Below are 20,969 nucleotides of genomic sequence, written 5' to 3'. Positions count from 1 at the left end.
TATGCAAACCCCAAAGGCGGAGTCGTCGGCTGATCTGCATTCCGCGCTGGTCCAGAAGCTGGGGCTCGCCATTGCCGAGGGGACCTTGTCGCCGCATTCGATCCTGCGTTTGGATGAGCTGGAAGCCCAGCACAACGTGTCCCGGTCCGTAGTCCGGGAGGCCACGCGGGTTCTATCCTCAAAGGGCATGCTGGAGTCGCGGCGCCGGCTGGGCACGGTAGTGCAGCCTGAAGAATCATGGAACGCTTACGACCCCCAGGTCATCCGCTGGCGGCTCGCGTCCTCCAGGCGGCTGGAGCAACTCCAGGCCCTGAACGAGCTCCGCGGCGCAATCGAACCCCAAGCGGCGCGCCTGGCAGCCGAGCGCGCGTCGTGGGATGCCGGCAGCGACCTCGTGTCCCAGGCCGCCCGGCTGTGGGCCGCCGGGCAGCGCGGGAACCAGGACGAATTCCTCCGCCTGGATATTGAATTCCACGCCGCCGTCCTGCGGGCCTCCGGAAACCCCATGTTCTCCCAGCTGCACAACCTCGTCACCGAGGTCTTGACTGGTCGCACGGAACACGGGCTCATGCCGCACCTGCCTCACCACGAGGCCTTGCAACTCCACGCCGACGTGGCCAACGCGATCCAGCGGGGCGAGGCCAATGCGGCACACGCCGCCATGAGCCGGATCGTGGAGCAATCCACCGAGGAAATGGGTGACATCTGGTCCAGCCACCACCACCCCGAATAACAACGCGGGGTCACTTCCGGCCCATCCCGACCCTCTGGACCGGCGCGAAGTGACCCCGCGTTGGCTGGTTAAGGCCGGGGGCTAGCGGCCGCCCTCAAGCTTCCGGCTGCGCTGCTCCTGCGCCATCGGCCCGTACGGATAGACGCCGACGCGCGGCCGGCTGGCCTCGGTCAGCCGCTCCGTCTCCCCCTCGGTGAGCCGCAGATCGGCCGCGGCCAGGTTGTCCTTGAGCTGCTCCAGGCTGCGGGCGCCCAGGATCACCGAGGTGACCGCCGGCCGGTCCGCCAGCCAGGCCAGCGCAACCTGGGACGGGCTCACGCCATGCCGTGCGGCGGTTTCCTGCACCTCGGCGAGGACGTCCCAGGTGCGCGGATCGGCGTTGCGCGCCTCCCAGGCCTCCATGCCGCGTTTCGGGTTTTCGCCGAGCCGGGTGGCCCCGGCCGGCGGCTGGTCGCGTTTGTACTTTCCGGACAGCCAGCCGCCGCCGAGCGGGGACCACGGCAGCAGGCCGATCCCGGCGTCCAGCGAGGCCGGGACGATCTCGGACTCAATCTCGCGGACCAGCAGGCTGTACTGCGGCTGCAGCGTCACGGGGGCACTCCAGCCCTGGGCCTTCGCCACATGGACGGCCTTGGTCAGCTGCCAGCCCAGAAAGTTGGAGAAGCCGTAATAGGCGATCTTGCCGCTGCTGACGGCGTCGTGCAGGAACCGCAAAGTCTCCTCCAGCGGAGTGACCGGATCCCATGCGTGCAGCTGGTACAGATCGATCTGCTCCACGCCCAGCCGGCGCAGCGATTCATCCAGCGCCCGGGTTAGGTGCCGGCGGGAGGTCCCGACGTCGTTCGGGGCCGTCCCCATCGGGAAGCGGCCCTTCGTGGCGATGACGGCCCGGTCGCGGATCTCAGTCCGGTCGGCCAGCCAGCGTCCGATGATTTCCTCGGACACCCCCGAGCTGTAGACATCCGCGGTGTCGATGAAGTTGCCGCCCGCCGCGAAGTAATCATCCAGGATGGCGCGGGACTGCTCCTCGGTGGCCTCGGCCCCGAAGGTCATGGTGCCGAGGGCATAGGTGGAGACAACGGCGCCGCTGTTGCCCAGGGTGCGGTATTGCATGGAACTCCTCAGTGGTCGGTGGATGGGTTGCGGGTGCTTCAGTCTTCGGTCGGGGTGGTCCGGGAGGGATGGTAGTTCCGCCAGCTGTGCTCGGGGGCGTAGCCAAGGAGCCGTTTGGCCTTGTCGATCGAGAGCAGTGTCTCGTGCTCGCCGAGGTCCTTGACCACTTTGACGTCGGGGAAGACCTCGGCGGCCAGGCTGGCACTGGAACGGCTCATCACGGTGTCCTCGTTCGCGATGATGAACGCCTCGAACCCGGCCCTGCCGTGCTCCAGGGCCCTGGCCACGGCCTGCGCGCCGTCCCGGCCGTCGATGTAGCCCCAGAGATTCCACTTGCGCAGCGCCGCGTCGTGGTCGAACGCCGGGAACTCCTCATAGTCTTCCGGGTCCATCACGTTGGAAAAACGCAGGCCAGTGATGCTCAGGTCCGGGTCCCAGCGGGTCAGCTCGATGGCCATCTGCTCCTCGAGATGCTTGACCAGGGAGTAGGTGCTCTCCGGCCGGGCCGGGTATTCCTCATCCACCGGGATATAGGGCGGGTCGACGTCGAACGGCAGTCCCAGCACCGTCTCGCTGGAGGCGTACACAATCTTCTTGATCCCGGCCCGGCGGGCGGCCTGGAACACGTTGTAGGTGGACAGCGTGTTGTTCTCGAATGTGGCCGCGTCGGGGGCATGGCCGGGGGCCGGGATGGCGGCCAGATGCACGACGGCGTCGAACCCCGCATGGCGGTCCTCCAACCCCAGGAACACATCCACCACCTGGCCGTAGTTACGCAGGTCCACCTCCGTAAATCCGCGCCCGCGCACGCCCGTCCGGTCCAGGTTGGTCACCTCATGGCCGTCTTCGCTCAGCCGACGTACGACGCTCCGTCCCAGCTTTCCGCTTCCTCCGGTAACAGCAACTCTCATCAGGAACTCCTCGGGTGGCAGGCTCTGCTGACCGTCATGGTCCAGCACGTGGTCCGGTCGTGGCCAACGCCTGGTCGGGCGCCGGCAATCACTGTTCCACCCTAAGGGGAGGCCGGCACGCTGCCCAGCCCCGCGTGACTTTCGGCCCTAGGCAGTCCCGGGAGCAGGGGGAAGTCTGGGGACCATGAATGGTGATCAGCGCATTGTCGTGGGCGTGGACGGTTCCGAATTTTCGACGACGGCGCTCCGCCTCGCGGGGCGGATGTCCACGAGCCTGAACGTCCCGCTGGAGGTCATCACGTGCCTGGGCACGTCCGATTTCTTCCTTGCATCCCACTTGCCGGAGGACAGCACGCCCACCGCCACGCAGCTTGAGGAGACCGCCAAACGCCTCGTGGACCAGGCCTTGGAGCGCGCCTTCGGCGATTCGCGCCCGGAGGGGCTCACCCGCTCGGTCAAGTTCGGGGCGCCGGCCAAGGTCCTTATCGATGAGAGCCAGGACGCCCAAATGCTGGTGGTGGGCCGGCGCGGGAAGGGCGGATTTCTCCATCAGGTGATGGGCTCGGTGAGCGGGGCCTGCGTGGCCCACGCCCACTGCCCCGTGATGGTGGTGGGCCAGGGTGCGGACGACCGTCAGGGCGCTCAGACCGCCGGGTGAGGTCCGGCGCGTGAGCGGCCCGCACGTTCCCGGCCGGTTGCGCGGACCACTCGCCGCGCTGGCCGCCGCGGCGGCGGGGGCCGCATATGTCCTGGCTGTCCGGCCGCGGCTCCTGCTCTGGGGAGCCACTACCCAGGAGGCGGCAGGCCCGCTCGCCGGGGACGAGTTCGTGCCCGGGCCGCGCATGCAGAGCACCCGCGCCGTCACGATTGCGGCCCCGGTGTCAGACGTCTGGCCGTGGCTCCTCCAGCTCGGCGCGGGACGCGGCGGCATGTATTCCTACGACTGGCTGGAGAATGCCGCGGGACTGGGCATTCACAGCGCCGACAGGATTCGCCCTGAACTGCAGCACCTGAAAGTCGGCGACACTGTTCCGCTGTCCCCCGACGGCGGCCTTTCGGTCAGGCTTCTCCAGCCCGAAGCAGCCCTGGGCCTGGGCGGAACCATCGACTTGCGCACGCTGCGGATGTCGCCGCGGATACCTCCGGACGGCGGGCCTCCGGCCGGGCCCCGGGTGGATGTCGGCTGGGCCTTCGTGCTGCGGCCGGTGGGGTCCCAGGCGTGCAGGCTCGTCTCACGCACCCGCTACGACTATTCGCCGGTGGCCGCGGGGCTGCTCCTCCGCCCGCTGTTGGAGCCGGTGCAGTTCCTGATGGAGCGGCGGATGCTGCTGGGCATCCGGAACAGGGCCGAGGGCCGCGGGGCGCACGGCGTCTAACCGTTCAGGCCGTTCAGACGCCCGCAGCCCGCGGGTTGGTTCCGTCCGGGGTCAGCAGGTAATCGATAAACCAGTCCCGTGCGAGGATGGCCGCGGCAGCGAGCGTGCCAGGTTCTTCAAACAGGTGAGTGGCGCCCTGCACGACGGCGAGCTGGCTGGGGCTGCGCATCAGCGCTTTGGCCTTGCGGTTGAGCTCGAGGACCTCGTAGTCCAGGCTTCCCACGATCAGGAGCGTGGGCGCAGTCACGGCGGACAGCCGCGGTCCGGCGAGGTCGGGGCGACCCCCGCGTGAGACGACGGCCGCAATCCGCGCGGACGGCTCGGACGCCGCCCACAGCGCCGCCGCAGCGCCAGTGCTGGCACCGAAGTAGCCGACGGCGCACGAGGCCGCGTCCTCCCGGGTGGCAAGCCAGTCGGTTGCCGAGGACAGCCTGCGGGCCAGGAGTTCGATGTCAAAGACGTTGGCGCGGTGGCGTTCCTCCGCGGGCGTCAGCAGGTCCAGCAGCAGCGTGCCCAGACCGGCCTGCTGCAGGACGCCGGCCACGTAACGGTTCCGGGGGCTGTGGCGGCTGCTGCCGCTGCCGTGGGCGAACAGCACTACGGCCCGGGCCGGGACCGGAAGGTGGAGCTGGGCCTGGAGCCGCACCCCGCGGGACGGGATCTCCACTTCCTCATCGACGTCGGCGGCGCTCCCGGCGCGGGTCCCCGGCCCGGTCCGGAATGTCGACGGCGGCGAGGCCTCGAGGCGTTTGGCTGCAAGATCGAGCAGGCGCACCACCTCGTCGTCGTCGGTGGGCGAGAAGTCCCGGTAGTGGTAGCCGACGGCGGTGAACTGGCGGGGCGTGGCCAGGCAGACCACTTCATCCGGTTCGTTCAGGTTCGCGAGCGTGTCCGCCGGGGCGACCGGAACGGCCAGGATCACCCGCGCGGCACCCTGTTTGCGGGCTATTCGGCAGGCGACGCGGGCTGTGGAGCCGGTGGCGATCCCGTCGTCGACGATCACCGCAATGCGTCCGGTGAGATCCTGCCGGCTCCGGCCCTTCCGGAACAGCACCACCCGGTTTTCCAGCACGGCGCGTTCGCGCTCATCAACCGCACGGAGTTCGGCTTCACTGACCCGGGCGTGGGCCAGGACCTGCTCGTCCAGGACCTTGGCCCCGCCTTCACCGATCGCCCCCATGGCGAGTTCGGGCTGGTACGGAAGCCCGAGTTTCCGGACCACGATCACGTCCAGGGGAGCGTCCAGTGCGGCGGCCACCTCGAAGGCGACGGGCACGCCGCCGCGCGGCAAGCCCAGGACCACAATGTCCTGGCCGCGCAGTTCCGCCAGGCGCCGGCCCAATTGCCTTCCTGCGTCAACCCTGTCCTCAAAAATGCTCATGGGTTATGGCTCTCCAGTCGAAACGTCGGCCATCGGCCCTGCCGGTTCCTGCGCTGCTGAACCGGCGTCCCTACGGGCCCTGCGGGCCAGAAATTGACGAGATGGCCGTTCCCTCCAACTATCCGCCCGGGGCCTTAACCCTGTGAGGGCCTTTGTGCCCGGTTTTGCGCCTGCGGCGCCAGCCCGGGCCGCGGTTGATGAGCAGGGGCCTTGGCGCAGGGATGCTGAAGCGGGCGGCCCGCCGCGCGATGTGGTGGGTGCGGCCGCGGCGCCGGACAGGAGCGGCCCTGAGTGGCCGGGGCTGTTGCGCGGCCCGGGCGTAAAACCAGACTTTGGCCACTTCCACCAGCACCAGGTACACCGCCGCCATGCCGAGCAGGGCCAGGAAGAACGGGACCGGCAGCGGGTCGAATCCCAGCACACCAGCCAGCGGCGAGAACGGCAGGTACACCCCGAGTGCCACCACGCCCAGGGAAGCGCCGATGAGCCCCGCCGACGGCCTGCTCCGGAAGAACGGCACGCGCCGGGTCCGGATGACGAAGATGATGAGCGTCTGCGTCACGATGGACTCGATGAACCAGCCGGCGCGGAACTCGCCGGGAACCGCGTCGAAGACAAACAGCATCAGGGCGAACGTGGCGAAGTCGAAGATGGAGCTGATGGGGCCGAACAGGAACATGAAGCGCCGGATGAAGCCGATGTCCCAGTGCGACGGGGCCACCAGCTGCTCCTTGTCCACCCGGTCCCCCGGAATGGCCAGCTGGCCGGCGTCGTAGAGCAGGTTGTTCAGCAGGATCTGGCCCGGCAGCATCGGCAGGAAACTCAACAGCACCGAGGCCGTGGCCGCACTGAACATGTTGCCGAAGTTGCTGGAGGTGCCCATCAGGACGTACTTGATGGTGTTGGCAAAGATCCGCCGGCCTTCCCTGACGCCTTCGGCCAGGACGCCCAGGTCCTTGTCCAGAAGCACGACGTCGGCCGCGTCCTTGGCGACGTCGGTGGCGCTGTCCACCGAGATGCCGATGTCCGCGGCGTGGAGTGCCAGGGCGTCGTTGACGCCGTCGCCCATGAACCCGACGGCACCGCCGCTTTGCCGCAGCAGCCGGATGATCCGGGCCTTCTGCTCGGGCGAAACGCGGGCGAAGATACTGGCCTCCCGTGCCGCGACCGCCAGCTCCTGGTCCGACATGGCTTCCACCGCCGCGCCGCTAAGCGTCCCGCCGGAGAGGACGCCGAGTTCGTCGCAGACCTTTTCGGCAACCCTGGCGTTGTCTCCGGTGGCGATTTTGACCATGATGCCGAGCGCCTCGAGCTGGTCCAGCGAGGCCCGGGCGTTGGTTTTGGGCCGGTCCAGGAAGACGAGGAACCCGGCAAGGACCAGGTCCGATTCGTCGGCCGGCGTCAGGTCCTCCAGCCCGTCCGCCGGCCGGGTTCCGACCGCCACCACCCGGGATCCGGCGTCGAACTGCTGGTCCAGCACCGCCTGCACCTCCGCGGGGGTGCCAACGCACAGGGCGAGGACGTCTTCCGGCGAGCCCTTGGTGATGATGCGGGCGGGTCCGCCGGCCTCACGCACCAGCACGCTCGTGCGGCGCCGCTGGTGGTCGAAGTCGATGACGTCCAGGCGTTCGTAGCGCTCCGGCCGGAAGTCCGCGGCCTCGGACGATTCCCACAGGGCGGCATCCAGCGGGTTCAGGCCGATTGTTGAGCGCCTCGCCTCGGCGTAGTCGGCCTCGGTGGCCAGGAGCCCGAGCGTGAGCAGTTCAGCTGGCGGGACGGCCGGGCCGACTGGCAGCGCGGCGGTGAAGCTGATCCGGCCCTCGGTCAACGTCCCGGTCTTATCCGTGACCAGGATGTCCATGTCGCCGAGGTCCTCGATGCAGACCAGGCGCTTCACGAGGACCTTTCGGCGGGCCAGCTGCCGGGTGCCGGTGGCCAGGCTGGTGCTGACCACCGCGGGCAGCAGCTGCGGGGTGATGCCGACGGCGATCGCCAGGGAGAACAGCAGCGATTCGATCACCGGCCGCTGCAGCAGCAGGTTCGCGACGAAGATCAGGGACGTCAGCCCGATGGCCACCTGCAACAGCAGGAAGGAGAACCGTTTCAGGCCCAGCTGGAACTCGGTCTGCGGCTGCCGCTCGCCGAGGCCCAGCGCGATCCTGCCGAATTCCGCCCGCCCGCCGGTGGCGACAACCACTCCCGTGCAACTGCCCGACTGGACCACGGTCCCCATGAAGAGGCAGCTGCTCAGGTCCCCCAGCGGGGCATCCTGGGGCACGGGCGCAGGATCCTTGGCGGCAGGCAACGATTCGCCGGTCAGGATGCTTTCATCGCACAGGAGGTCCTTCGCCGCCAGCACCCGCATGTCCGCGGGGATGATCGCCCCGATCCCCAGGTGGACGACGTCGCCGGGCACCAGCGCGGTGACATCGATTTCCGCCGGGGCCCCGTCCCGGACCACGACGGCGCGGTGCGAGACACGCGAGTGCAAGGCCTCCGCGGCGCGTTCGGCCCGGAATTCGTTGCTGAACCCGAGGCCGACGCTGACCAGCAGGATCACGCCGATGACGATCGCGTTCGTGGCGTCCCCGAGGAAAAGCGAGAGCCCCGCGGTGATGAGCAGCAGGATCAGGATGGGGCTGGCCAGCTGCCGGCCCAGGACCGACCACCCGCTGGCCATATGGGTCCGCACCGCGTTCGGCCCCACCTCTGTCAGGCGCCTGGCGACTTCTGCACCGCTGAGTCCGTCCTCGCCGGAGCCCAGGTCTCCCAGCACGGCGGCCGCGGGGCTGGCCGCGGCGCGGGTGATTGCCAGAGGGGCGGTGCGTGAGTCCTTGAGATCGAGGTCCGGCATGCAGATTCCGTTCACGACAATTCGTTTAATCCACAGCCTACGTCCCCGGACAGACAGTTCGGGGGCCTTTGGACCCCGATCAGCGGGTGGAGCCCGCGTGCCCGGATGGATATACTCTCCCGGTACGGTTTTGCAGCAAGCCGTTGGATTGTTCTTCGATCCGGCTGGCCGCTGCCGTATCCGCCACTTGCCGCGGTGGGAAGCACGGCCGGGTCGTCCTGACCTGAGTGAAACGGCACAACAGATAAGTGGCCAGCGAGTCAACCGAAAATTCAATCAACAAGCACCTGAATGAACTGGTGCTCACCAGCTCCGACGTCGAGGAGTTCCTTGGCGAGCTCGCCCGGATCTCGGCGCGCAGCCTGTCAGAGCCCGGGGACGAGATCCTCTGCGGCATCACGCTCCTTCGGCACCGGAAGGCTGCCACTGTTGCCAGCAGCAGCCCCGCCGCGCAGGCCATGGACGAGATCCAGTACGCCTACGGCGACGGCCCGTGCATGACGGCGTCCCGGGAGCAGGAAACCATCCACGTTCGTGACCTCGAACGCGATGGCCGTTGGCCGCAGTACGCCCTGGCCGTGCGCGGGCATGGTTTCCGGTCCATCCTTGCCGTGCCGTTCCTGCTGGAAGGCGAAACCCGGGCCGCCTTGAACCTGTATTCGCACCGGCCGGGCCGGTTCGATGCCCGGGCCACGGGACTGGCCCGGGATTTCGTCCGCCAGACGTCGATGGCCCTGCGGCTCGCGGTCCGGTTTGCGCAGAGCAGCGACACAGCCGCGAATCTGAAGGCCAGCTTGGAAACCCGAACCGGCATCGACGTCGCGGTCGGGATCATCATGGCGCAGAACCGCTGCAGCCAGGACGAGGCGTTCGAGCTCCTGAAATCGGCGTCAAGCGCCCGGAACATCAAGCTTCACGCGGTCGCGGCCGGGGTGGTCGAGTCACTGGGCCAGGGGCCCACCCGGACTCATTTCGACGCCTGACCGCACCACCGTTTGGCGCAGACGGCCCTGTCTGGAACCCGCCGGCTACTCCGGATGGCCCGGCAGCGCGTCACCCACCGCCGCGCGGGGGCCCGTGAAAGCCAGAATCGCATCCCGCACCTCCAGTGCCCGGGTGTGCTGAACGACGTGTCCGGTCCCCTGGACCTCCATCAGTTGCCCCCGGCGGGCCAGCCCGGCCAGCCGGCGGCTCCAGTCCGCGTCCGCCACGGGGTCGTTGGCGCCCCGCATCACGAGGATCTCCGCCGTGACGCCCGTGATTCGCTCCGCCAAGGGGTACTCCATCATGACCCGCAGGGTTTTGAAGTACCAGGCAGGGCCGCACCGCAGGTAGTCGGTGAAAACCACGGCGTTTGAGGAGGGGCTTTCGTAGAACAAGGCGTCCCGGCCCAGCGCCAGGGCCTGCTGGACCACTGTGCCGCGCCGGGGATCAACCACCGGCCCCATCAGCACCAGGTGCTGGACCCGCCCCGGCGCCTGAAGGGCCGCCTCAGTGGCGAACTGTGTTCCCATCGAGTGCCCCACGAGAATGAATTCGGCCACGCCAAGCTGTTCCATGGCGCCCAGGATGTAGCGGGCGTGGTCGGCGACCGAAAGGGTGTTCCGGGGCCTGGGCGTTGCCCCGAAGCCCGGCAGGTCAATGGAATAGGTGTCCATCGAGCCGGCCAGGAGGCGATGCAGCCGGCGCAGGTAGCGGTGCGACGCGCCGATCCCGTGGATGAGCACGACGGGGGTGGCGGACCGGCCGCCAGGCGCACGCGAGGCGTAGACATGCCCGGCGTGGCCCGCCGCAGACACCTCCATGCGGACCGGGCCGCTCATGCCGCGCCTTGGTGCAGGAGGCAGCGCGGTTGCGGGAGGGGGCGCGTGGCAGCGGCCGGGGCCATAGGTGCTCGTTTCGTTGCAGAATGGTCAACCCAGTCTAGTAAGCATGCTGACTAGATGCGGGAAGCCATGCAGAAAAGCCGAGCGTCCCCGGATGATCCGGCCGGTCAGTCGTCCCGCTTGTCCCGCTCCTGGAACTCCTCATCGAGGTCATAGTGCCGGAATTCCGTCTCCGGATTGGGCTCCCCCTCAGCCACGTACTCGTAGTCCAATTGGCGCTGGACTTGGCTGTCGAGGACCTGAAGCTCCTTGTCGGCCACCTTGCTGAGGTCCTCGGGGAATTCATCTCCCGGACTGAGGTGCAGTTTCTCGGTCATTGCATGCCTCTCCCGGCCAGGCGGATGGACTCGTACCTGCACTATCCTGGCCGCCTTCAGGATAGCGCCAACTGCCGTCTGGGCCGAGCGGTTTTGGGCCCGGATTCAACGGGACGCACCGGCGGGAAGCTCGACCTCGGCGTCCTCACCATGGCGGGAATGCCGGCGCCGGCATCCTCACGGCTTCAAGCGCGAGCCGGGATCCTCACGGTGGCCGGATGCACGACGCCGGCGTCCTCACCGCACCGCGGCGGGAATGCCGGCGCCGGGATGAGCCCAGCCCGATCGGCTCGCCGCCTACGCGGGCTCGGAGCCGACATTCACCAGCCAGTCGACGCCGAACTTGTCCTTGCACATGCCAAAGACGTCGCCCCAGGGGGCCTTGTCCAGCGGCATGGCGACCGTGCCGCCGTCGGCCAGCTTGTCGAAGTAGCCGCGGAGCTCGGCTTCGTCGGTTCCGCTCAGGGACACGGAGAAGTTGTTGCCGGCGGTGTAGTCCATGCTGTTGGGCGTGTCCGCGCCCATGAGCACCATGCCGCCGTCGGTCCGGAGCTGGGCATGCATGATCTTGTCCTGCTCCGCCGGGTCTTCACTGGCGTGGTATTCGGCGAAGGTGCTCATGGTCAGTTCTCCGCCGAACACCGACTGGTAGAACGTCATGGCATCCTTTGCGTTGTCGCGGAAACCGAGGTACGGATTGAGCGTGGTCATCTCCGGGACTCCATTCTGTCGGGGGCGCCGCTGCCGGGGTCGGCGCTGCGGGGACCGGCGGTGGGTAGCCGCTGGTGGGATAGCCATGCAGCGCGGCAGCAACGGCGGTGCACTGTACACGGCATATCCTGCCCCAAAAAGGAGAGCGTGGGTAGGTGCCCTCACATAGCCGTTCCGCCCACGAACTCCTGTGCATCTGCGCTCCTGCCCGGTTGCTCGGGGCCCGGACCGGCGCCGGCCGCCGGAAAGGCCGGAAACCCGGGCGTCGCCGCGCCCGGGTGGCAAAGCAACTGGGAAGGAGCGCGGGCACGTGGGCTAAGCCGTGGCCCGCGCACTCGGGATTCAGGCCGTCTAGCCCGCGGCCACGGGAGTCAGGCCGTCTGGCCCGCACGTTCTCCTTCCTGCCCGGTTGCTCGGGGCCCGGACCGCCGCCGGCCGCCGGAAAGGCCGTAAACCCGGGCGTCGCCGCGCCCGGGTGGCAAAGCAACCGGGAAGGAGCGCGGGCTCGGGGGTTAAGCCGTCTGGCCCGGCTTCACGCGGTCAGGCCCGCNNCCGTAAACCCGGGCGTCGCCGCGCCCGGGTGGCAAAGCAACCGGGAAGGAGCGCGGGCTCGGGGGTTAAGCCGTCTGGCCCGGCTTCACGCGGTCAGGCCGTCTAGCCCGGGGCCACGAGGTGAAGCCGTCTAGCCCGCTGCCACGGGAGTCAGGCCGTCTGGCCCGCACGTTCTCCTTCCTGCCCGGTTGCTCGGGGCCCGGACCGGCGCCGGCCGCCGGAAAGGCCGTAAACCCGGGCGTCACCGCGCCCGGGTGGCAAAGCAACCGGGAAGGAGCGCGGGCACGGCGGTTAAGCCCTGGCCCGGGGCCACGGGAGTCAGGCCGTCTGGCCCGCGTGCTCGCCCTCGGCGATTTCCTCAAGGAGCTTGGCATTGAAGGCCGGGAGGTCATGCGGGTTGCGGCTCGTCACCAGTCCTTGGTCCACCACCACCTCCTGGTCAGTCCAGTTCGCGCCGGCGTTCCTCAGATCCGTCTGGAGCGTGTGATACGAGGTCACGTTCCTGCCACGGATCACCCCGGCGTCGATGAGCATCCACGGCCCGTGGCAGATGGAGGCCACCGGCTTGTGCTGCTCGAAGAAGGCCCGGGTAAACGCCTGGGCATCCTTGTCGACGCGGAGGTGGTCGGCGTTGACCACGCCTCCGGGGATGACCAGGGCATGGAAGTCGGCGGCGTCGGCCTGCCCGGCCGCGAGGTCGACCGTAAACTTCTGGCCTTTCTCGGTGCCGTTATAGCCCTGCAGCTGGCCGGTCTTGGGCGAGACCAAGGTGGGTACACCGCCGGCCTCCTTGACCGCATTCCACGGGCTGGTCAGCTCCACCTGCTCCACACCGTCCGTAAGCAGGAACGCGACTTTCTTGCCCGAAATATTGTGCTGTGACATGTGACCTCCTTGTGCCGGGGCGGGGCCGGGCGGCGGTTGGCCGCGGCCGGCACCCGCATAAAGAATGAGTTCGCTTGCAGCCCCATCCGACTTGCCGGATCGGCTGGCTTGGCAATTTCAACTCTAGAAAGCGACAAAGTAATAAGCAAGCTGATAATTCCATTCGGGGATCCCGCCGGCCGGGAGCGGCGAGCTGACAGAATAGGGCAATGGAAGTCGCTTTCGGGCTGCTGGCCCTCGTCGCCATTGTCTGTGCCTGCAGCGCGCTTGGCCACAAAATCAACGTCTCAGTACCGCTCCTACTGGTGCTGGTCGGAATTGTATGTTCCTTCCTGCCCTTCGTTCCGACGATCGAGCTGAACCCCGAGCTCGTGCTGATCGGGCTGCTTCCGCCACTGCTCTACGCGGCGGCCCTGCAGACCTCGTTGTTCGACTTCGGTTCCAACCGCCGCGCCATCGGGCTGCTGTCGGTCGGCTACGTCATTTTCGGCACAATCGGCATCGGCCTGGTGGTCGCCTGGCTGTTTCCCGAGATCCCGTTGGCGGCGGCAATGGCACTCGGCGCCGTCGTCGCACCGCCGGACGCCGTGGCCGCGACCGCCATTGCCCGGAAAGTGGGCATGCCCCGAAGGATTGTCACCATCCTGGAAGGTGAATCCCTGGTCAACGACGCCACGGCACTGGTCTGCCTGCGCGCCGCCATCGCGGCAATAGCGGGAACAGTTTCCGCGGCGGCGATTGCCGGCGGGTTCCTCCTTGCGGCCGGCGGCGGCCTGGTGGTGGGCATTGCCGCGGCCTACGTCCTCACGGGGCTCCGCAAACGGATCCGCAACGTGGCCATCAATACTTCCACGTCCCTGGTCGCGCCGCTCGTGGCCTACCTCCCGGCGGAGGCGATCCACGCCTCCGGCGTTCTGGCCGTCGTCGTCACCGGGTTGATCATGGGCACCAAGGCGCCGTCCATGCCGAACGGGGCCGCCCGGCTGAGCCAGCGCAGCAACTGGAACACGGTCCAGTTCCTCCTGGAGAACTCGGTGTTCCTCCTGATCGGGCTGCAGGTCCGGACGATCATCGAGGGCGTCCAGGATGACTCGCTGGGCGCGGAACGGATCTGGCTCGGCTGCGCGGTGGTGCTGCTGGCCGTGCTGGTCCTGCGCCCGCTCTGGGTCTTCCCCGCAACGTACCTGCCCAGGCTCATTCCCTCAATCGGACGCAACGACCCCGCGCCGCCCTGGCAGTTTCCCGCGATCGTCTCCTGGGCCGGCATGCGCGGCGTGGTGACGCTTGCCGCCGTCCTGGTGCTGCCCGCTGACCTGGAGCACCGGTCCGTCCTCATCCTGATGGCCCTCGTGGTGGTGGCCGGCACCCTTACTTTGCAGGGGTTCACCCTTCCGGCCCTCGTCCGGCTGCTGCGGCTCAAGGGCCCGGACCCCCACGAGGACGCGCTCAACCAGGCGTCGCTCATGCAGCTTGCCACGGCGGCCGGCGTGCAGCGGCTCCAGGAACTGCGCTCGGACAGCGATCCCCCGGAAGTCGTGGCCATGCTGAAGCGGCGTACACAGGAACGCGGACTGGCCGCCTGGGAACGGCTGGGCCGTCCGTCCGCGGAGGCCGCCACTCCCAGCCGGCGCTACGCCCAGCTGCGGCTGGCGATGCTGGACGCCGAGCGCGCCAAGGTCCTCGAGCTGAGGCGCGGCGGCGCATACGCCCACGAGGTCCTCGTCGGCGTCCTCGACCGGCTCGACGTCGAGGAGTCCATGCTGGATGTCTCCCTGGAGGAATCCGACACCTCCGGCAGTGGCGGCGGCGAGGGGATCGCACAGCCCGGCGGAGTGTGCCCCCACCTGGAGTCGGCCCCGGACCCGGCGGTGCCCACGGATCCCTACTGCGCCGCATGCCGGCGGGAAGGGACCACACCTGTCCATCTGCGGATGTGCCTGCACTGCGGCAACGTGGCGTGCTGCGATTCCTCGCCCGGAACCCACGCCTACAAACACTTCCGCGCCAGCGGCCACCCCGTCATGCGCAGCGTCGAACCGGGCGAGGACTGGCGTTGGTGCTACACGGACGAACTCCTCGGCTAGGTGCCCGGCTCCGGACCCCGCATCCGGACGGGTGCGGGCTCCGCGGGCGCGCGCCAGGGGGAACGACGCCGCCAGCGTCCGCCGTGTGCGGGTAACGCCGCCAGCGCGCGCCAGGGGAACGACGTCGCCAGGGTCCGCCGGAGGAAGGCTGCCGCAGGCGCGCGCCGCGGCAGCCCTGTTCAGGGGCGTTTGCCGTCCGTAGGCTGGGAAGGGACCCGCAAAAAGACCCGGACCCCGCCGCCGTCGGACGAAATGAGGACACTGTGGACAACCAAGACATCCTGGAGCGCATCAAGGCGCTGGTGGAGGAAGAACACGTCCTCCGCGAAGGCCCGGCCCAGCCTGCCGGGGGCGGGACCGGAGCCCCGGACATCCTGAGGCTGCAGCAGGTGGAGGAACAGCTTGACCAGTGCTGGGACCTGCTCCGCCAGCGGCGCGCGAAAAAGGACTATGGCGAAAACCCTGACGAGGCTGAGGTGCGGCCGGTCAGCGAGGTCGAGGGCTACCAAAGCTAACCTCAAGCCGCGACCTGGCGGGCATCGCCATGCAAATTGCGCTGCTGGGAGACGTCATGCTGGGCCGGCTGGTGAACCGGCACCTGGAAACGGCCGCTCCCGCCCATCCGTGGGGTGACACGCTGGAGCTCCTCCGGCGGGCCGACCTCCGCATCGCCAACCTCGAGTGCGTCCTGGCGTCCGGCGGCCGGCCCGAGCCCGGCAAGGTGTTCCACTTCCGCTCGGACCTGAAAAACGTGGACAGCCTGCTCGCCGCCGGGATCGACATCGTTTCGCTGGCCAACAACCACGTCCTGGACTTCGGCCAGGACGCGTTCCGGGAAATGCTCCCGGCGCTTGACGGCCGCGGCATCCTGCACGCCGGGGCCGGCCTGGACCTGGACGCGGCCAGACGGCCGGCCGTCCGGCGCGTGGGCGCCACCGACGTCGGATTCATTGCCTTCACGGACAACGAGCCCGGCTGGGAAGCCGGTGACACCGCCCCCGGGATCCACTACGTCCCCGTGGAGGACGATCCCGCGGACGACGGCGGCCGGCGCGGCTCGGAATTGTTGGATCTGGTCCGGCGGACCAGGCCCCGCGTCCAGCTGCTCATCGTGTCGGCCCATTGGGGAGGCAATTGGGGCTCCGAAGTCCCGGACCGGCACCGGAGCCTCGCACGGGACCTCGTCGACGCCGGAGCCGACGTCGTGTTCGGCCACTCGCCGCATATTTTCCGCGGCGTCGGGATCCACCGGAACCGCCCAATCATTTACAGCGCGGGGGACTTTGTTGACGACTACGCCGTGGACCCGGACGAACGCAATGACCAGTCGTTTATTTTCGTGCTTGAAACCGAAGGCGCCGAGCCCCGCATGTTGCGGCTGTACCCCACTGTCATCGCCGGCTTCCGGGCCCGCCTGGCAGGACGTTCAGCGCAGGATATTGCCGCCCGGATGCAGCGCCTAAGCAGGCAACTGGGCACCAGGAGCGAGTGGAACGCAGCCGAGCGGTGCCTGGAGATTCCGCTCCGGCAGGGCGGAACTCCCGGGTGAAACCGACGCCGCGGGGACGCCTCACTGCCCGCCGGCGCAGGGAGACTCCGCGGCCCGCGCAGTTCCGCCCATCCGGTGCCGGCGGACTGCGCCCGACGGGCGAGCTGGAGAGGCCCTGTTTACATTCCTGAAACATGGCGGTCACGCGATCTTCACGTTACGGCGATTCCTGTAACGTGCCCGCAACTTTCCGCCCCATTGCCTGAAACATGGCTCCGCGAGGATTAAACCCGGATCGGGGGGCCGGCGGCGACGTGTCCCGGTACGGAAGAATGACGAGAAGGGACTCGCCGGTGGAACTCACTGCTGGAAGCGTCTGGATGATTGTGTCGGCGGCGCTCGTGCTCCTGATGACCCCCGCGCTGGGCCTCTTCTACGGCGGCATGACCCGGGCCAAGGCCTCGCTCAACATGATGATGATGAGCTTCGTCTCGATCGGAATCGTCGGCGTCGTGTGGGTTCTCTGGGGCTATTCGATGAGCACGGGCCAGGGCGTCCTCGGCGTGTTCGGCAATCCCTTCGCCAACTTCGGCCTGAGCAACATCATCGGTTCGCCGGACTTGATCAAGGCCGGCTACAGCGCCACATTTGCCATCATCACCGTGGCCCTGATCAGCGGCGCCATCGCGGACCGCGCCAAATTCACCGCCTGGGCCCTGTTCGTCCCGGTGTGGATCACCCTCGTCTACTGCCCGCTGGCCTTCATGGTCTGGGGCGGGGGCCTCATGAGTGCCGGCGGCGCCGTGAGCGCCGTCTTCGGCCAGGTCATCGACTTCGCCGGCGGCACCGTAGTGGAAATCGCCTCCGGCACCGCAGCACTGGTTCTGGTCCTGATCCTGGGGAACCGGCACGGCTTCGGCAAAGACCCGAACCACCGCCCCCACAACATCCCCTTCGTCATGCTCGGCGCGGGCATCCTCTGGTTTGGCTGGTTCGGCTTCAACGCCGGCGCCGCCACCACCGTCCAGCAGGCCGGCCTGATCTGGGTCAACACCCTGGCGGCCCCCGCCGCGGCCATGATCAGCTGGCTCGTCACCGAGAAGCTCCGCCACGGCCACCACACCTCCCTGGGCGCCGCGTCCGGCGCCGTCGCCGGCCTGGTGGCCATCACGCCGTCGTGCGCCAACATCAGCCCGCTCGCCGCCCTGGGCCTGGGCCTCGTGGCCGGCGCGGCCTGCGCCGTGTTCGTGGACCTGAAATTCAAGTTCGGCCTCGATGACTCGCTCGACGTCGTCGGCGTCCACCTCGGCGGCGGCCTCATCGGCACCCTCGCGCTGGGCTTCATCGCCCTCCCGGCGGGCGGTGCGGGCGGCGGGCTGTTCTACGGCGGCGGCTTCCACCAGCTGATCGCACAGACCGTTGCAGTCCTCATCACGGTCGCGGTGTCCGGCCTCGGCACTGCGGTGATCGGCCTCGCCCTCCACAAGACGCTCGGCTTCCGGGTCAGCCGCGAGGACGAACTCGCCGGCGTCGACCGGACCCAGCACGCCGAAACCGCCTACGCATTTGCCGAACTCGGCTTCAGCCGCTTCAGCCCGTTCGGCCACCATGTCGGCGCAACGCACGGCCTGCACGCAGCGACATCCGCCCACGCAGTCCTGGCAGCCCAGCACGAGAAAGAAGACAGCCTGGTCTGACGGCCCGGACCAAACGCAGAGGACGACGGCGGGACCTCCCGCCGTCGTCCTCGTTCGTTGCGCCGGATCGCTGCGCTCGACCGCGCTGCCGAGGCTTGCTGGCAGCGCGGCCGCGGTCCCGGGCCCGGGCCCGGCGCCGGCCCGCTCAGGAGGCCGGGTGCGTGTACGCGATCCGTTCGAAGGAGAGCACATCAGGAGTTCCGGCCGGGTTGCTGGTGACCTTCAGCCAGTCCCGGGCGTTGCTGGAGCCGTCCACGGTGACCCGGGTGAGATTGGTGGCCGCGACGCCCTGCCCGTAGAACGTGAGCCAGGAGGAACCGGCCGCCAGCGGGTGGTCCTGGTTGTAGACGTGGCTGTCGCCGTTGATCAAGTAGACGGGGCCGCCGAAGGCGTTGGCTTCCTCGACCAGGGTGTGGACGAGCGGCTTGTAGGCCCCGAAGTCCGCCTGGGCCGGGTTGGCGACCGTGGGGTCGAACATGTCGGCCTGCGTCATCACCACCACGGCCCGGCTGCCGTCCTCGCGCGCCTTCCGGAAGGTGTCCTTCATTTCGCGGATGTCCGCGGCCGTCCGGTCGCGGACCTCGGTGACCTGTTCCGCGGTGGGCGCCGTCTTGCCGAGTCCGGACCACGGCAGCATGGAGTTGTCACTGCCCGGAATGTTGACGGCGGTGAAAGCGATGTCCTGCTTCTGGAAGTTGACGTTTTCGGGGTACCCCTGGCGCACCTGCGACTTGACCTTCATCGGCTGCCCGAGGGTGGTGCCGGGCCGCGGGAAGAAGGTGTCGCGGACCTGCGCCAGACGTTCAAGCGGGTTGTAGGCTCCGTTGTTGGGCCGGTGACAGTCCGTCCACTCGTTGTCCCCCGGAGTGTAGACGAGCGGCAGGGCGAAGGAATCGAAGTTCTTGCGGATCGCCGCGAAGTACTGGTCCGTGCACTGGGAGGAGCCGTTCTTGATATCCCCCACATGCCCGACGAAGGACAGTTCCTTGTGGGAGTTGAGATCCTGGATGTAAGAGGGGAATGCTTGGATTTCGGCGTCGCCGTACGGGACATCGCCAATCACGGCGAAGCTGAGCCGAGCCCGGGAGCCCCCTTCTTGTGCATTGTCCCGCTGGTCCTGGCGTACCTGTGCTTCCTGTCCATGGCCGCCGGCACTGCCGTCGTCCGCCGCCAAGGCCGGGGCCGCGAGCAGCGACGCCGACATCACAGCTGCCGCTGCCGCTGCGGCAACAGTCATCACACGGTTCATGGGGCGCATCTGGTTCTCCTCAGTCTGGTCTTCGGGTTCCGGGCCAAGGCTAGGGTGCGGATCCGAACAGCAGTGGTCCCGAAGGTGAACTCTCTCCGGTGCCGGGCCCACAAGTTTTTCCAGAGGTCCCTGTGTATCGCATGGCCTGAGGCCTAAGATGTTGGGCGGGGGGCACTCGATTTAGCGAACTCGCTTATGGGAGGCCACGATGTTCAGCCAAGCCAGCCGCAAGGCGTCAAAACCGCAGCTAACATCGTTGGCGCGGGCCCACCGCAAGTACCGGCGGGGCGCTCTGCCCAGACCGGACGGATTCTGGTTCGGGCGCACCCTGGCCGCTGTTGCAGCCTTTGCGCTGGTCGTCACGGGTGGCCTGGCGGCGGCGGCCCCCTCGTCCGCGACGGAGACCCGGCAAAGCTACATTGTGGTGCTCAAGGACGGCGTCGTGGACCCCGGTGCCGCCGCGCTGGCCCAGCAAAGCGCCTACGGCTTTACGGCATCCAAGGTCTACCGCCATGCCGTCAACGGTTACGCAGCCACCATGACGGCGTCCCAGGCCCAGCGCGTCCAGGCCAATCCCAACGTCGACTTCGTGACGATGGGCCGAACGTTCCAAAAACCGCAGGAACCCATGTCGGCGGGCAACCAGAAGGTCCCGTTTTGGCGGCAGCGGATCGCGGGAACGGACTCCGATGTCCGGAGGTCCCTCGACAACGGGCCGGACCGGATCAACGTCAACGTCGCTGTGATCGACAGCGGCATCGATGCCACCCACCCCGACCTGAACGTCAAGGGCGGCGTCGATTGCCAGTCCGGATCACCTGTGGATGTGGCCCACCCAGTTGACGTCTTGGGGCACGGAACATTTGTGGCCGGTGTGATCGGTGCCCGCAACAATGGCATCGGCGTCGTTGGGACCGCCCCGGGCACCCCGCTGTGGTCCGTCCGCGTGGTTGACAACGCCGGCCTGATCTCCGAGGAGAGCCTGATCTGCGCCATTGACTGGGTGACCTCGACGCGCACGGACGACAACGAGGACAACGACATCGCAGTGGCCAACATCAGCATCGCCGGCGGTGGCCCGGATACGCCCAACTGCGGCAAGGGCGTGGACCCGATGCACTACGCCATCTGCCGTTCGGTCCGGGCCGGCGTCACCTACGCGGTTGCGGCCGGAAATGCCGGCGAGGACTTCGCCAACACCGTGCCGGCAACCTATGACCAGGTGCTGACCGCCACCGCCATCGGCGACTTCGACGGTAAGGCCGGCGGCAAGGCCGCCCCTAAATGCGGTACCCAGAACTGGGCGCGGTTCGGGCAAAAAGATGACCGGCCGGCGTTCTTCTCCAACTTCGCCACCACACCTGCCGACAAAGCCCACACTGTGGCGGCCCCCGGAATGTGCATCCTCTCCACCGCGCCTGGCGGCTACGGCGTGGAGGACGGCACCAGCTTCGCGAGCCCGGCCGTGGCAGGATCGGTGGCCTTGTGCATCAGCCAAAATGAATGCACGGGCTCGGCCGAGGACATCATGGAGCAGTACCTGCACGTGACGGCGTCGTACACCAAGCGGCACATGGACTACGGCTTCGGCGGCGATCCCGTACACCCGGTCGGGACGAAGTACTTCGGATACCTGACCCAGACAGTGAGCTTCTGACGGGCAGGCCGTGAGGCGGGTCCTGCGGGACGGGTTCGACGTGGCTCGGGAGATTCGTCTCCCGAGCCCACGCC

18 protein-coding genes are annotated in these 20,969 nt (G+C 68.3%); 9 read left to right on the top strand and 9 right to left on the bottom strand.

What is annotated here, in order from left to right; all coding sequences use genetic code 11:
• Position 1 precedes the first annotated feature (1 nt).
• Positions 2-733, top strand: a complete 732-nt coding sequence (locus C8D78_RS18300) for a FadR/GntR family transcriptional regulator (protein ID WP_120955286.1) — start codon at positions 2-4, stop codon at positions 731-733.
• Positions 734-814: 81 nt separating this feature from the next.
• Here the strand turns inward: C8D78_RS18300 and C8D78_RS18295 are convergent, their stop codons facing one another.
• Both C8D78_RS18295 and C8D78_RS18290 read right to left on the bottom strand, forming a co-directional pair.
• Positions 815-1,846: an aldo/keto reductase gene (locus tag C8D78_RS18295; protein ID WP_120955285.1), complete on the bottom strand. Its 1,032-nt coding sequence runs from the start codon at positions 1,844-1,846 to the stop codon at positions 815-817.
• A gap of 38 nt (positions 1,847-1,884) precedes the next feature.
• Positions 1,885-2,757: an NAD-dependent epimerase/dehydratase family protein gene (locus C8D78_RS18290; RefSeq protein WP_120955304.1), complete on the bottom strand. Its 873-nt coding sequence runs from the start codon at positions 2,755-2,757 to the stop codon at positions 1,885-1,887.
• 184 nt (positions 2,758-2,941) lie between these two features.
• Here C8D78_RS18290 and C8D78_RS18285 point away from each other — a divergent pair, with 184 nt between their 5' ends.
• Entirely contained in the window at positions 2,942-3,415 is a 474-nt protein-coding gene (locus C8D78_RS18285) for a universal stress protein (RefSeq protein ID WP_120955284.1), read from the top strand.
• A gap of 10 nt (positions 3,416-3,425) precedes the next feature.
• The gene (locus C8D78_RS18280) at positions 3,426-4,133 is read left to right on the top strand and encodes an SRPBCC family protein (RefSeq protein ID WP_208642004.1); all 708 of its coding nucleotides are present in this window, start codon (positions 3,426-3,428) and stop codon (positions 4,131-4,133) included.
• Positions 4,134-4,146: 13 nt separating this feature from the next.
• Here C8D78_RS18280 and C8D78_RS18275 read toward each other — a convergent pair whose 3' ends face one another.
• Both C8D78_RS18275 and mgtA read right to left on the bottom strand, forming a co-directional pair.
• Positions 4,147-5,514 carry a phosphoribosyltransferase gene (locus C8D78_RS18275; protein WP_120955283.1) on the bottom strand — a complete coding sequence of 456 codons (1,368 nt, stop codon included), beginning with the start codon at positions 5,512-5,514 and terminating at the stop codon, positions 4,147-4,149.
• 118 nt (positions 5,515-5,632) lie between these two features.
• Complete coding sequence (mgtA, locus tag C8D78_RS18270; protein ID WP_120955282.1) at positions 5,633-8,368, bottom strand: magnesium-translocating P-type ATPase; 2,736 nt, start codon at positions 8,366-8,368, stop codon at positions 5,633-5,635.
• Positions 8,369-8,616: 248 nt separating this feature from the next.
• Here mgtA and C8D78_RS18265 point away from each other — a divergent pair, with 248 nt between their 5' ends.
• Positions 8,617-9,351 carry a GAF and ANTAR domain-containing protein gene (locus C8D78_RS18265; RefSeq protein ID WP_120955281.1) on the top strand — a complete coding sequence of 245 codons (735 nt, stop codon included), beginning with the start codon at positions 8,617-8,619 and terminating at the stop codon, positions 9,349-9,351.
• Between the two features lie 45 nt (positions 9,352-9,396).
• On the opposite strand, the gene C8D78_RS18260 is transcribed toward C8D78_RS18265, so the two are convergent.
• The 4 genes from C8D78_RS18260 to C8D78_RS18245 form a co-directional block, all read right to left on the bottom strand.
• A complete protein-coding gene (locus tag C8D78_RS18260; protein WP_120955280.1) occupies positions 9,397-10,191 on the bottom strand; it encodes an alpha/beta fold hydrolase in 795 nt (264 codons plus the stop codon).
• Positions 10,192-10,361: 170 nt separating this feature from the next.
• Entirely contained in the window at positions 10,362-10,571 is a 210-nt protein-coding gene (locus C8D78_RS18255) for a hypothetical protein (RefSeq protein ID WP_120955279.1), read from the bottom strand.
• 297 nt (positions 10,572-10,868) lie between these two features.
• Entirely contained in the window at positions 10,869-11,282 is a 414-nt protein-coding gene (locus C8D78_RS18250) for a VOC family protein (RefSeq protein WP_120955278.1), read from the bottom strand.
• An 870-nt stretch (positions 11,283-12,152) separates the two neighbouring features.
• Positions 12,153-12,719 (bottom strand): type 1 glutamine amidotransferase domain-containing protein, encoded by a 567-nt coding sequence (locus C8D78_RS18245; RefSeq protein WP_120955277.1) that lies wholly within the window; start codon positions 12,717-12,719, stop codon positions 12,153-12,155.
• Between the two features lie 209 nt (positions 12,720-12,928).
• On the opposite strand from C8D78_RS18245, the gene C8D78_RS18240 reads away from it, so the two are divergent.
• The 4 genes from C8D78_RS18240 (at position 12,929) to C8D78_RS18225 (ending at position 17,989) form a co-directional block, all read left to right on the top strand.
• Positions 12,929-14,803 carry a Na+/H+ antiporter gene (locus C8D78_RS18240; protein WP_120955276.1) on the top strand — a complete coding sequence of 625 codons (1,875 nt, stop codon included), beginning with the start codon at positions 12,929-12,931 and terminating at the stop codon, positions 14,801-14,803.
• A 263-nt stretch (positions 14,804-15,066) separates the two neighbouring features.
• Positions 15,067-15,318: a DUF2630 family protein gene (locus C8D78_RS18235; RefSeq protein WP_120955275.1), complete on the top strand. Its 252-nt coding sequence runs from the start codon at positions 15,067-15,069 to the stop codon at positions 15,316-15,318.
• A gap of 29 nt (positions 15,319-15,347) precedes the next feature.
• The gene (locus tag C8D78_RS18230; protein ID WP_120955274.1) at positions 15,348-16,352 is read left to right on the top strand and encodes a CapA family protein; all 1,005 of its coding nucleotides are present in this window, start codon (positions 15,348-15,350) and stop codon (positions 16,350-16,352) included.
• Between the two features lie 293 nt (positions 16,353-16,645).
• Positions 16,646-17,989: an ammonium transporter gene (locus tag C8D78_RS18225; RefSeq protein WP_244208484.1), complete on the top strand. Its 1,344-nt coding sequence runs from the start codon at positions 16,646-16,648 to the stop codon at positions 17,987-17,989.
• Positions 17,990-18,134: 145 nt separating this feature from the next.
• Here the strand turns inward: C8D78_RS18225 and C8D78_RS18220 are convergent, their stop codons facing one another.
• Positions 18,135-19,226 (bottom strand): hypothetical protein, encoded by a 1,092-nt coding sequence (locus tag C8D78_RS18220; protein ID WP_120955272.1) that lies wholly within the window; start codon positions 19,224-19,226, stop codon positions 18,135-18,137.
• A gap of 220 nt (positions 19,227-19,446) precedes the next feature.
• Here C8D78_RS18220 and C8D78_RS18215 point away from each other — a divergent pair, with 220 nt between their 5' ends.
• Positions 19,447-20,895 carry a S8 family peptidase gene (locus C8D78_RS18215; RefSeq protein WP_120955271.1) on the top strand — a complete coding sequence of 483 codons (1,449 nt, stop codon included), beginning with the start codon at positions 19,447-19,449 and terminating at the stop codon, positions 20,893-20,895.
• The last annotated feature ends 74 nt before the right edge of the window (positions 20,896-20,969 follow it).

Origin of the sequence: Arthrobacter oryzae, from assembly GCF_003634095.1 — a bacterium.
GTDB lineage: Bacteria > Actinomycetota > Actinomycetes > Actinomycetales > Micrococcaceae > Arthrobacter > Arthrobacter oryzae.
This window is presented reverse-complemented; position numbering and strand designations above follow the sequence as displayed.